Consider the following 12,052-nt stretch of genomic DNA (forward strand, 5'->3'; position numbering starts at 1 on the left):
CCGATGACCACCTCTGCCCTCGACCTCCCCGAGTTCACCACGTCCGACGGCGTGTTCGGCCGCTCGGCCCGCCTGACCGACCGTCCGCACGAGCAGGTCGTCTTCCATCACGACGCGGCCACCGGCTTGCGCGCCATCGTCGCGATCCACTCCACCGCACTCGGACCCGCCCTCGGCGGCACCCGCTTCTACCCCTACGCGGACGAGATGTCGGCACTCGAGGACGTGCTGCGACTGTCGTGGGGCATGACCTACAAGGCCGCGGTGTCCGGTGTGAACCTCGGTGGCGGCAAGGCCGTCATCATCGGTGATCCGAAGATGGACAAGAACGACGAACTGCTCGCCGCCTACGGACGATTCGTCGAGTCACTCGGTGGTCGCTACATCACCGCCGCCGACGTGGGAACCCGCGCGGAGGATCTCGACGTGGTGGGCCGGCACACCGCCCACGCCGTGGGGCGCACCGTCGCCGCCGGCGGATCCGGCGACAGCTCGCCGCTGACCGCACTCGGTGTCTTCCAGGCCATGCGTGCCGGCGCTCGGACGGTCTGGGGCGAAACGACTCTCGCGGGTCGCACGGTCGGTGTCGAGGGTCTCGGCAAGGTCGGCTACGAACTCGTGAAGCTGCTCGTCGCCGACGGTGCCGAGGTGATCGTCTCCGACGTGAACCCCGCCGCGGTCGCCCGCGTGGTCGACGAGTTCCCGGCGCAGGTCACCGACAACGTCGTCGCCTCGTCCGCCGACGTCTACGCCCCGTGCGCTCTCGGCGGCACGCTGACCTCGATCACCGCTGCCCACCTCGACGCACGTCTCGTGTGCGGTGCGGCCAACAACCAGCTCGCGCAGCCCGAGGTGGAGGGCCTGCTGGGCAAGCGCGGAATCGTCTGGGTACCCGACTATGTCGCGAACGCGGGTGGACTGATCCAGGTCGCCGGCGAGGTCGACGGATCCGCCGCCGACGTCGTCCGTACACGAGTGGAGTCGATCTTCGAGCGCACCGCCGAGATCTTCGACGTCTCCAGCACTCTCGGCGTCACGCCGGGCGCAGCGGCCAACCGGATCGCCGAGCGCCGCATCGATACTGCCTGATCCGCACAGGGGAACAAGGGGAGGCGCCGCGAGGTGCCTCCCCTTCTCGTGTCTTCAGGAGTTTCCGGCCGACGAGGAACGCCCGTGCCCCGCATTGCGGGTGATGTGCTCGACGAGTGGCTGCGTCCGGTACTCGATCGGCGTGGTGAGCGCGAGCGTCGTGGTGGTGTGCGCGACGCCCTCGATGGCGTGGAGCCGTTCGAGGACCAACAGGAGGTCCTCCTGGGACTGCGCCGCCATCCGGATCAGGAGATCCTCCCGGCCCGTTGTCGCGTGGACTTCCAATACCTCTGGGAATCGGCCTAATTGGGCGATCACATGCCCCATCTGTGCCTGGACGAGCTCGGCGCCGATGAACGCCTGCAGCGGCACACCCAGCTTCGGCAGGTCGACGACCGGTCGGTATCCGGTGACGGCACCGGACTCCTCGAGTTTTCTGATGCGCGACTGCACGGTGTTGCGGGCGATGCCGAGCTTCGCCGACAGGTCGACGATTCCTGCCCGGGGGTTGTGCGTGAGCTCTCCGAGGAGAGCTGCGTCGAGCCGGTCGAGACTGAACACGATGACACCCTTTCCGTTGTGATGCGCGTCACCACTCGAGCATAATGCTCAGCCGAACAGAAAGATATTGACACTTCACGAGCCAGTGCCATGATTGCTACATCAAATGCTCACGCAAACACTGCTTGCTGCAACGTAATGCGCGCGAAGTGAGCGACATGCCTACCCCTCGCCCGGACCGGGCGTGGCGGGCGCCGCAATCACCCCGAGGAGCACACAATGCCCGGAGTCGGCATCTGGCGGACCAAATCCGTCGAACAGTCGATCGCGGATACCGATGAACCCGGTTCGCGGCTACGACGAGAACTGACCGCCAAGGATCTGACCGTGTTCGGCGTCGCCGTCGTGGTCGGAGCCGGAATCTTCACCCTCACCGCCCGCACCGCCGGCAATCTCGCCGGACCGTCCATCTCGCTGGCGTTCGTCCTCGCCGCGATCGCGTGCGGTCTCGCCGCACTGTGTTACGCGGAGTTCGCCTCTGCGGTACCGGTCGCCGGCAGCGCCTACACCTTCTCCTACGCCACCTTCGGTGAGTTCGTCGCCTGGATCATCGGATGGGACCTGATCCTCGAGTTCGCCCTCGCCTCCGCGGTCGTCGCCAAGGGATGGTCGATGTATCTCGGGGGCATGTTCGGCGGGGACGCGTCGATCGACCTCGGACCGATCACGGTCGACTGGGGGTCGCTGCTCATCGTCGGCGCCATCACGATCATCCTCGCGATCGGCACCAAGGTCTCGTCGCGGGTCTCCGCCGTCGTCACTGCCATCAAGGTCGCGGTGGTCCTGCTCGTCATCGTCGTCGGCATCTTCTCCATCGACAAGTCCAACTACTCGCCGTACGTCCCCCAGGCCGAAGAGGCGGAGAGCGCCGCATCCGGTCTGCATCAGTCGCTGTTCTCGGCGCTCACCGGCGCGGGCGGCAGCACCTACGGCTGGTACGGCCTCCTCGCCGCAGCGAGCCTGGTCTTCTTCGCCTTCATCGGTTTCGACGTCGTCGCCACCACTGCGGAGGAGACGAAGAACCCGCAGAAGGCATTGCCTCGCGGCATCTTCGGCTCGCTGGCGATCGTCACGGTCCTCTACGTCGGCGTCACGCTCGTGCTCACCGGCATGGTGAAGTACACCGACCTGCGCACCGGCAGCGAGCTGGTCGGTGACGGCAGTGCCACGCTGGCCACGGCCTTCGAGGCACACGGCATCACCTGGGCGCAGATGGCCATCAACATCGGTGGCCTCGCCGGCCTCACCACCGTCGTGATGGTGATGATGCTCGGCCAGACCCGCGTGCTGTTCGCGATGTCCCGCGACGGACTCGTCACCCGCAAGCTCGCCGTCACGAACCACAAGGGTGTGCCCGTGCGCATCACCCTGATGGTCGGTGGTGTCGTGGCCGTCCTCGCCGCGGTGTTCCCGATGGGTGTGCTCGAGGAGATGGTCAACATCGGCACGCTGTTCGCCTTCGTCCTGGTCTGCGTCGGCGTGATGGTGCTCCGCCGTACCCGCCCCGACCTGCCCCGCGGATTCCGGGTGCCGCTCGTGCCGCTGGTCCCGATCCTCGCGGTCCTCGCCTGCGGCTGGCTCATGCTCAACCTCTCGGTCGAGACGTGGATCCGCTTCACCGTCTGGATGGTCCTGGGAGTGGCGATCTACTTCGTCTACGGTCGCCGCAAGTCGGTGCTCGGACAACGCCTGAAGCTCGAGGCCGCGCAGCAGGAAGCCGCGAAGCACGAAGCGAGGGAACCTGAACCGGTATAGATCCGTCGTCCACGAGCCCGCCCGCACCGAATCGGTGTGGGCGGGCTCGTGTGTTCCGGCGGTTCCGGGTACCCGACCGGAAGGAGAGCGGACACCGTCCGATCGTGACGCCGGAAGAGGAGGAGATGGCGCCGCAGTGCGCCCACTGTCACTGCCGCATCCTCGGGCACGGCGTGGAGTCGGCGGATGCCGTCTTCTGCTGCGCGCATTGTGCTCGTCAGGCCGGGCACGCCGAGCTGGCGGATCGTGCCTGACGGAAGAGTGCGAAGCGCGCGAAAGCGGCAGAACGGACTCTGCGAGTTGATCTTTCGGTGAACTCGAGAAGGACCTATGCACGCGAGTGAGCAGATTGCTCTATGCTGTGAACAGCGCCGCAGAGACGAAGGTCACAAGGGTTACCCGGCGTTTCGTCCGAACGCAGGACGAATCGGACATCGGGACCTGATTACCATCGATCTGCCCCTGTCGTCGGGGAGGCCGACAGGGAAGGGCCCCCGCCAGCGATTCGAGGGGAGGAGCCGGCGGGGGCCTCGCGCTGTATCTCCTGTGTCGGGGAGGACTCTAGGGAGACACGGCCACCTACGCCGTGGCCGCTTTGGAGCTTAGGTGACAGCTGGGCACTCGTCCAGAGTCGATACTGAAACGAGACCTGAGAATCTTCTCGGGGTCGAACCGAGACGTTCATCCTGCTTTGCGGCGGATGGGGCCCGTTTCGACGTCGCTTTCCGCCGGAAAGACGGGGGTCGGCATGGCTCTGGACCCGTCGGGATGCCTGCGGTACGACGCCGGTCGCTGCGAACGCCGCCGGCGCCGACGGTTCCGCGTCGTCCAGAAACCCCAGGCTGCGATGCACACGCCCACTCCCGAGAGCAGGTCGGCCTCGGTCAGTCCGTGGTTCGGCGTCACCGAGTACAGCACACGGCCCTCGAGAGGTCCGTTCATCAGCACCCAGAGCCCGGAGGCCACGAACGCGGCCGAGCTCGACAGCAGGTGGGGGCGCGAGAGGCACCACGTCGACGCGGCGAACAACGAACACATCGCGACGAGCGAGTAGAACACGGCGTTCTGCACGGTCGACTCCTCTCGCTCCTGCCGGATATCGATCAACTGTACTGGCGGAGGAGCCGGGCTCACCGAGTCGCAAGTCGTGACCCTCGCAACAGGAGTATCAGCTCAGGCGTTGCAGGGTGACGGTCGTCAGAGCAAGCACCTGATCGTCGGCTCCGGCGTCCGGAGGTTCACAACGCACAGGTGAGGCTCACAACCCTGATGGTCGACCATGGGCGTTGTGAGCCTATTCGGGTCTCGGTATCTCCGCGAACGAGTCACGCTGCTGAACCATCCACACCGGAGCGATGAAGATGCCTTCCGCTTCCACGCAGATCCCCTCCGAGTCGGCGATGTGCCCCACGACGAACGCCTTACGTCCCTCGACGCGGTCGAGTTTCGCCTCCACGCGCAGAGCGCCGAGGGGAGTGCGCTTGCGGTAGCGGATGGCGAGCGTGCCCGTCATCCCTGGATATCCCGAGATGCGCGCGGCGTCGCCGAGGATCTGGTCGAGCAGCAGTGCGGAGACCCCGCCGTGCACGTGCCCGGCCGGCCCCTCGTAGACGGGACCGAGGTGGGTGTCCGTCCACACGCGTCCGTCGTCGTCCTCGTGGATGTCGCCGATCGGGGCGATCGCGTTGCGCAGGCCTATTGCGGCGTTTCCCCAGTTACGGAATCGGCCCGAATCGTTGAACCGGGTGCCGTACGGGCCGTCCTCCCGGTCGCGTTCGAGGATCTCGCGCGCGGCCGCGAGATGTTCCCGGGCCCGCTCGACGTCGTCGGCATCCACACGGGTCTGCAGTGCGAGCTGGATCAGCTCGCGCACGTCCTCGGTGAGCGGACCGTAGGTGGCCCTCTGCTGATCGATTTCCTCGTCGGACAGTCCGTCGTTGACGTAGAGCTCGAGGATGGAATCGGTCATCGGGGTTCTCCGGATCGTGAGCGTGGTGAAGGACAGCAGTCGACCGCGCGCACGGTGAAGGAGTCAAGTTCTGCTGCCGCTGCACGGGATCACCGCAAAATCCGTAAAACGGACCGTTCTGTACGAAAACGTGTGAACCGCCATACGGGCGGGAATCAATGAGAGAACCCCGTCGGCTCAACGAGGGGAGGGGCCGACGGGGTCCGTCCGTGCCGTGTCAAAGGGGAGGAGACGCGGCACGCTTTGTTGCGAGGAGCAACAACGACTCCACGCTACCCACGATTCTTTCATCTGCCAACGTTGCCGACGGGTGATCGACGGGGTGAATTCGCCCTGTCTGCACCCGTGGCGAGCGTGGTAATACAAGCGTACCGTTCGCTTCTGCGTGCGCGGGTATGCGCCGGACAGGAGTCGATGGTCGTGGCCGTAACCATCCACAAGGGCCGTGACAGCATCACCAAACGGATGTTGCTGGGAAGGCCGCTGCGCAGCGACACCCTCGGCCACACTCTGTTGCCGAAACGCGTAGCCCTGCCGGTCTTCGCGTCCGACGCCCTGTCGTCCGTCGCCTATGCACCGGAGGAGATCTTCCTCGTGCTGTCGGTGGCGGGCCTGTCCGCCTACGCGTTCTCCGGCTGGATCGGTCTCGCCGTCGCCGTCGTCCTGGTCGTCGTGGTCGCGAGCTATCGGCAGAACGTGCATGCCTACCCGTCCGGGGGTGGCGACTACGAGGTAGCGACGAAGAACCTCGGGGCGATGGCCGGCCTGACGGTGGGCAGCGCGCTCATCGTCGACTACGTGCTGACCGTCGCCGTGTCGATCTCGTCGGCGGCCCAGAACATCGGGTCGGCGATCCCCTTCGTCGAACACCACAAGGTGCTGTTCGCGATCGTCGCGATCACTCTCCTCACCGCGGTCAATCTGCGGGGACTCCGCGAAGCGGGCACAGCTTTCGCCATCCCCACCTACGCATTCATGTTCTGCATCGGGGTGATGCTCGTCTGGGGTTTCGTGCGCCTCGTCGTGTTCGACGCCCCGCTGCGCGCCGAGTCGTCGCACTACGAACTGGCTGCAGAACAATCACACCTGGCCGGACTGGCCTTCGCGTTTCTTCTCGCCCGCGCGTTCTCGTCGGGATGCGCGGCCCTGACGGGAGTGGAGGCCATCAGCAACGGGGTGCCGGCCTTCCGGAAACCGAAATCGCACAACGCCGCCACCACGCTGCTGATGCTGGGTGCCATCGCGATCACGCTGCTGATGGGCATCATCGTCCTCGCCGAGCGGCTGGGCGTCGTCGTCGCCGCCGACCCCGCGACGCAAGTGCTCGGGGCGCCGGAGGGATACCATCAGAAGACGCTGGTCGCGCAGGTCGCCGAGACGGTCTTCACCGGTTTCCCGCTCGGTTTCTACCTCGTCACCGCCGTGACCGCGTTGATCCTCGTCCTCGCCGCGAATACGGCATTCAACGGGTTCCCGGTTCTCGCGTCGGTACTCGCGCAGGACAAACACCTGCCGACCCAGCTGCGCACCCGGGGCGATCGGCTCGCGTTCAGCAACGGCATCGTCTTCCTGGCTCTCGGAGCGATCGTGCTGGTATGGGTGTTCGACGCCGAGGTCACCCATCTCATCCAGCTCTACATCGTCGGAGTGTTCGTCTCCTTCACGTTGAGCCAGACCGGAATGGTTCGTCACTGGACGCGGCTGTTGGCCACCGAAACCGACTCGCGTCACCGCCGGAGAATGCAGCGTTCGCGCGTCGTCAACGGTGTGGGTCTGGCGATGACGGGGACCGTCCTGATCATCGTGCTCATCACGAAATTCCTCGCCGGCGCGTGGATCGCGATCCTCGCCATGGTGATCGTCTTCGTGACGATGCGGGCCGTCAACCACCACTACCGACGTGTGGCGGCCGAACTCGACGCCGGCAAATGGGACGGTCTGCTGCCCAGCCGCACGTATTCGATCGTGCTCGTGGCCAAGCTGCACCACCCGACACGTCGCGCGCTCGCGTACGCCTCGGCCGCCCACCCCGACACCCTCGAAGCGATCACCGTCGACGTCGACGAGGAGGACACCCGCGCTCTCGTGCGCGAATGGGAAGCCAGCGACATCACGATTCCGTTGAAGGTGCTGGAGTCGCCGTACCGGGAGATCACGCGACCGGTACTCGACTACGTCAGGCGGGTGCGCGGCAACTCGCCGCGCGACGTGGTCACCGTCTTCATCCCCGAATACGTCGTGGGGCACTGGTGGGAGAATCTGCTCCACAATCAGAGCGCGCTGCGACTCAAGAGTCGTCTGCTGTTCCAGCCCGGGGTGATGGTGACGAGTGTGCCGTGGCGGTTGCACTCTTCGGATTCGAGTTAGACGAGCGCGGAGTCCGGTTCTCGATCAGGTTCGCGATGTCTGCACCGGCTCGCAGCAACATTTCGGACTGCACTGCGATGGTGTGCAGGCGCTCGTGGAGTGCGTCCCTTGCAGTATCGGTGTCATTGTCGGTTCCGATCGCTGCCATCACCGCCCGGACCGCCGGGATGCGGTAGCCAACCGCGCGTAGTGCGGCAACGATCCGCGCGTCCCGCGCCGCGGCGGGGGAGTAGCTCCGCGCAGCGTTACGGTCGATCCGTTCGGGCGCGACCAATCCCTCCTTCTCCCAGAACCTCAGGGTGGACGATCGCACTCCGATGGCGTTCGCCAGCTCGGTGATGCTCATGGCGTCGCCGGGTAGTGGAGGCGCGTCGTGGGCGGCCTCGTCGACGATGGTGTCGAGTGCGCGGAGCGCGGTGAGACTCTCGGCGCGTGCCCGCGCGAGCCCACTGTGGAGTTCGACGACACGGGCGAGTGCCTCGTCGTAGGGGAGGACCTGCACATCGTGCATGACCCTGCGCGCCTCGACGGGACCCACCGCGACAGCCAGTGCGCGGTACGCGCGCAGGGCCGTGACGTGTTCGGGACCGAATCTGCGATAGCTGTTGGGCATTCGTACGGCGGAAGGAATCACTCCGAGGCGTTCGAGATCGCGCACCTGCTGCACGGAGTATCCGGTGGCTGCGGCCAGGCGCCCCGTCGTCATCGTGTGCTCCACTGCTCGAACCCTCCATGAGCACTTCAAGGTGACACTCGAAGTATGACCATGGAACAGATCCTCGCGCAGATCAGAAGCTTCAGCGGTGTCCTCGAGCTCGCACCACAGGATGGGAGTGGGCTCCCCGAGATTTCGTGGGGCGACCATTTCTTCTACTACGCCCCGGACGGCGAGATCCCGCACAAGCGGCAGCCCTACGCGACGATCGTGACGAAGAACTATCCGAACGATGGGGATTCACGCCTCGACGAGCCGGGCCGATGGCGCATGAACGTGCATGCGGGGACGCAGCTGTTCACCGAGTTGCTCGGCTACCCACCCCGGTCCGTCGACCCCTCGACGATCGACTTCGCCGAGGCCGACGTCTTCATCCCTCATCCGCTCTACGGCTCACTGGGATGGGTCGCGGTCGTCGAACCCGGCGAGCGGACCACGCCGCGTCTGCTCGAAGTGCTGGGATGTAGACGAAGACGCGGCCACGGCGCGCGGCACCATCGCTCCGACCACGGGTTCGTCTAGGTCGCGCACCGAATACCAGGGCTGGGTGTAGCCCATGAACTCGACGATCGGACGGATTACACGCGGCTCGGTTGGAGCACGTCGCGGAGCACGGCGGCGAAAGCTTCAGGATCGCCGGGCATACCCTCTGAGGCACCCATGAAGCCACCGTGATCGCCGGGGAACAGCGTCGGAGTTGTGCCGAGCCGGTCGGCGAGCGCTGCCGAGGCGCGGCCGCACAGCTGGCGTACCGACTCGCGACCACCTGCGACGACGATGCGCGTGGACGCGTTCGCGAGAGCGTCGAGATCGGGGTGGTAGCCCGTGCACGACATCCAGTTCTGACCCAGCAGCACGTCGTCGCGGGTCCCGTCGTCCTCGCTGGGCAGTCCGAAGTCGGACGGGCTCGGAGCGGGCCGGTCGAGATAGTCGGAGGTCAGTTCACCTCCGTAGCCGACCAGGGCGATGAACTTCGCCATGGCCGGTCCGAGGCCGCTGCGCTGATAGGTGTCGCGGATGTCGTCGCGCACCGCTTCGGCCCCGATGCGATCGGGCAACAGTTCCATGATCGGCGGTTCGTGCGCGACCAGCGTGCGCACCTGCTCGGGATGGCGCGAGACGAGTTCGAGCGCGTTGACCGCGCCGCCGCTGCTGGCGAAGACGTCGACGGGACCGAGATCGAGTTCGACGAGGATCCGGTGCAGGTCGTCGGCGTGCAGAGCAGGAGTGGACTGCATCGACGTGTCGGTGCGCGTGCCACGACCCGTGCCGCGCGGGTCGTAGGTGATCACCGTCCGGTCGTCGAAGAAGGAGGCGAGGCTCGTGAAGCCGCTCGCGTCCATCGGGGATCCGGCGAGCAGCAGCGAGGTGGCGTCGCCGGGGACGGTGCGGACGTCGTAGACGAGAGTCGCGCCAGGGACGTCGATCGAGTGGGTGACGAATTCGGGCATGTCGGCTCCTTCTGGGGTCGGTGACCATACCGACCCGCGCCGCCCGAGAAATTCATCGCACATACGACCGCGTCCGCACCCATGACGGATGCGGACGCGGTGTGCGCTGGCTCAGTGGGCGATGCCCGGTTTCGCAGGCAGTCCGCCGAGGAGCGCAAGAGATCCGAAGTGCATATGTGTTCCTCCTGTCGTTCGGTTATCCGGACTGCGTCCGCACCGGGACGCTGACCGAGGAGTACCCGCCGCCTCGGTGCGAAACACTGCCGCGGACCGAAAATTCACTTCGTTATGTTTTCGTGCCCTCGGGGAGTTTTCGCGCGGTCGGACCCGGCCGGGTCTGCGACTCGCTCGGCCGCGGCGGACCGTGGCCGTGGGCGCATTGCACGACCGCTTCGACCGAAGCGCCACAGTCGCGGTGTTCGATGAGCAGTGACGGGCCGTCGGGATCTGCACAGTATTTGTCCCCCCACTGGAGCAGGGCGATGACCGGAACTACCGAGGCTCGTCCGACGATCGAGGACTACGGGCAGAAGTCGCCGAGCCGATTCGTCGAGGCGAGCGGCTTCGTCGTCGAGGAAGCCACTTCCTGCGTTCGACGACGGGATGCCGCGCGTCGGTCACGGCAGAACCGTTGCAGCAGGGGAGGACTCAGCAACTGTGGCTGGTGATCATCACCGACACCACGACCGGCAAGGTCCTCGCTCGCGGTCAGCTGCGACTGCAGAACGTTCCGTTGCCGGAGTAGTTGTTTGCGCGCATCGGTGTCGGGAATTCGTATTCATGGCAAGCATGGAACCGTTTCTCCCGATCAAGCACACCGGCTCCAACGAGATCGACGCGGCCGATCCCGGTCAGGGCGCGCCGGCTACAGATCCCGGACCCGTCCCGGGTGAGGACGTCGACCCCGAGATGGCGCAGCGCGAGAAGGACGAACTCGAGAAGAAGATGTCCGAAAAGTGTGACGAGGACACAGTTTTCCGGACTCCGGAAGTGGATCCGTCCGAATGGACCGAACCGCGCCCGCACGCAGGGGGTGGTGCGGGCGCGGAGTCGATCGGTCCGGCTGTCAGAGAATGATGCCGAGGGCGGCGAGCAGTCCACCGAGGGTCAGTGCGAGAGATCCGAGCAGCATAGGAATACCTCCATGTCGTTGTGGATGGGCACGCCCGCGAACGGGCGCGGGAAGTGAATGGATCCGCAAGATCGATTCACTTCCGTCCCATACTTCGCGAAGGCCTCAAAGCCTGTTACCTGCCGTCACTAGTTGTTATATTTCTGTGATAAAAATGTCTGATTAGACCGAAATGCCCTTTGATCATGGGCGTTTCAGGACTTGGGATTCACGGCGTTCTGGGACTTTCCGCGTTCGATCACCGCAGCCCGTCGCTCGGCGACCCGCGACGGCGAGAACTCCCGCATCCACTCTTCCGAGGTCTGCTGCTCCACCCGTAGGGCCGGTTCGACGACATGCTCCTCGGCCCGGCGGTACGACGCGAGCAACGCCCGCATACCGGATTGGTCGTTGCCGGCGATCGTCCGCGCGACCTCCACGGCCGTGCCGAGCAGTTCGTCATGCGCGACGACCTGCGTCACCAGACCCGCACGCAGCGCCTCCTCGGCACCCACGAAGTTGCCGGACAGGCTCATGCGACGCGCGAAGCCCGGACCCACCGCCGCGGGCAGGCGCTGGGTGAGTCCCCAACCCGGCAGGACGCCGACTCGCGCGTGGGTGTCGGCGAAGCGGGCGCGCTCGGACGCGATGAGGAAGTCGCACGCGAGTGCCATTTCGAGACCACCGGTGATGGCGGCGCCGTTCACCGCGCCGATGATCGGCTTGGAGATGGGCTTCCACGGATGACCGACGGGGAGGTCGGCGCCGGACACCAGCGACAGGTTGCCTCCACCTTCCCCGAGTTCCTGCAGGTCGAGTCCGGCGCAGAAGGCCGGGTCGGTGCCGGTAAGGACCACGACGTTCGTCTCGTCGTCCGCCTCCGCTGCAGCGATCTCGGTGCGCAGGGCATCGATGAGCGCCGAGCTCAGCGCATTCCGCGCCTCCGGACGGTTGAAGGTGAGAATGCGGACGGAATCGCGCTGCTCGACGAGCAGGATTTCTTCGGAAGTCATGGGCCCGACAGTATCCGTAAC

12 protein-coding genes and 1 pseudogene are annotated in these 12,052 nt (G+C 65.9%); 7 read left to right on the forward strand and 6 right to left on the reverse strand.

The genetic code is table 11. The features are described from left to right. Positions 1-3 precede the first annotated feature (3 nt). Positions 4-1,089 (forward strand): Glu/Leu/Phe/Val family dehydrogenase, encoded by a 1,086-nt coding sequence (locus A5767_RS04385; RefSeq protein ID WP_064851750.1) that lies wholly within the window; start codon positions 4-6, stop codon positions 1,087-1,089. Positions 1,090-1,143: 54 nt separating this feature from the next. Here A5767_RS04385 and A5767_RS04390 read toward each other — a convergent pair whose 3' ends face one another. Next, positions 1,144-1,650, reverse strand: a complete 507-nt coding sequence (locus A5767_RS04390; RefSeq protein WP_006553105.1) for an Lrp/AsnC family transcriptional regulator — start codon at positions 1,648-1,650, stop codon at positions 1,144-1,146. 219 nt (positions 1,651-1,869) lie between these two features. Here A5767_RS04390 and A5767_RS04395 point away from each other — a divergent pair, with 219 nt between their 5' ends. After that, on the forward strand, positions 1,870-3,405 hold the full coding sequence (locus A5767_RS04395; RefSeq protein WP_064851751.1) for an amino acid permease: 1,536 nt from the start codon (positions 1,870-1,872) through the stop codon (positions 3,403-3,405). A gap of 104 nt (positions 3,406-3,509) precedes the next feature. Continuing rightward, entirely contained in the window at positions 3,510-3,659 is a 150-nt protein-coding gene (locus A5767_RS04400) for a hypothetical protein (RefSeq protein ID WP_006553103.1), read from the forward strand. 427 nt (positions 3,660-4,086) lie between these two features. Here the strand turns inward: A5767_RS04400 and A5767_RS04405 are convergent, their stop codons facing one another. After that, on the reverse strand, positions 4,087-4,476 hold the full coding sequence (locus A5767_RS04405; protein ID WP_019290954.1) for a hypothetical protein: 390 nt from the start codon (positions 4,474-4,476) through the stop codon (positions 4,087-4,089). Between the two features lie 223 nt (positions 4,477-4,699). After that, the gene (locus tag A5767_RS04410) at positions 4,700-5,374 is read right to left on the reverse strand and encodes a PaaI family thioesterase (protein WP_064851752.1); all 675 of its coding nucleotides are present in this window, start codon (positions 5,372-5,374) and stop codon (positions 4,700-4,702) included. A gap of 414 nt (positions 5,375-5,788) precedes the next feature. On the opposite strand from A5767_RS04410, the gene A5767_RS04415 reads away from it, so the two are divergent. After that, on the forward strand, positions 5,789-7,741 hold the full coding sequence (locus A5767_RS04415) for an APC family permease (protein WP_064851753.1): 1,953 nt from the start codon (positions 5,789-5,791) through the stop codon (positions 7,739-7,741). On the opposite strand, the gene A5767_RS04420 is transcribed toward A5767_RS04415, so the two are convergent. Then, positions 7,662-8,447 (reverse strand): MerR family transcriptional regulator, encoded by a 786-nt coding sequence (locus A5767_RS04420; RefSeq protein WP_064851775.1) that lies wholly within the window; start codon positions 8,445-8,447, stop codon positions 7,662-7,664. The genes A5767_RS04415 and A5767_RS04420 overlap by 80 nt on opposite strands. Positions 8,448-8,501: 54 nt before the next feature. Between A5767_RS04420 and A5767_RS04425 the strand changes: the two genes are divergently transcribed. Beyond that, on the forward strand, positions 8,502-8,978 hold the full coding sequence (locus A5767_RS04425; protein WP_064851754.1) for a DUF6194 family protein: 477 nt from the start codon (positions 8,502-8,504) through the stop codon (positions 8,976-8,978). Positions 8,979-9,034: 56 nt separating this feature from the next. Here the strand turns inward: A5767_RS04425 and A5767_RS04430 are convergent, their stop codons facing one another. After that, positions 9,035-9,907, reverse strand: coding sequence for an alpha/beta fold hydrolase (locus A5767_RS04430; protein ID WP_064851755.1), 873 nt, complete (start codon positions 9,905-9,907; stop codon positions 9,035-9,037). A 583-nt stretch (positions 9,908-10,490) separates the two neighbouring features. Here A5767_RS04430 and A5767_RS23270 point away from each other — a divergent pair. Both A5767_RS23270 and A5767_RS04440 read left to right on the forward strand, forming a co-directional pair. Next, positions 10,491-10,652, forward strand: a pseudogene (locus A5767_RS23270) (PaaI family thioesterase); the annotation flags it as partial. Positions 10,653-10,696: 44 nt separating this feature from the next. Beyond that, positions 10,697-10,984: a hypothetical protein gene (locus tag A5767_RS04440; protein ID WP_064851756.1), complete on the forward strand. Its 288-nt coding sequence runs from the start codon at positions 10,697-10,699 to the stop codon at positions 10,982-10,984. Between the two features lie 249 nt (positions 10,985-11,233). On the opposite strand, the gene A5767_RS04445 is transcribed toward A5767_RS04440, so the two are convergent. Continuing rightward, positions 11,234-12,031, reverse strand: a complete 798-nt coding sequence (locus A5767_RS04445) for an enoyl-CoA hydratase (protein WP_033096272.1) — start codon at positions 12,029-12,031, stop codon at positions 11,234-11,236. Positions 12,032-12,052: the final 21 nt, after the last annotated feature.

The sequence above is a fragment of the Rhodococcus sp. 852002-51564_SCH6189132-a genome, from assembly GCF_001665495.1.
Taxonomy (GTDB): Bacteria; Actinomycetota; Actinomycetes; order Mycobacteriales; family Mycobacteriaceae; genus Rhodococcus; species Rhodococcus pyridinivorans.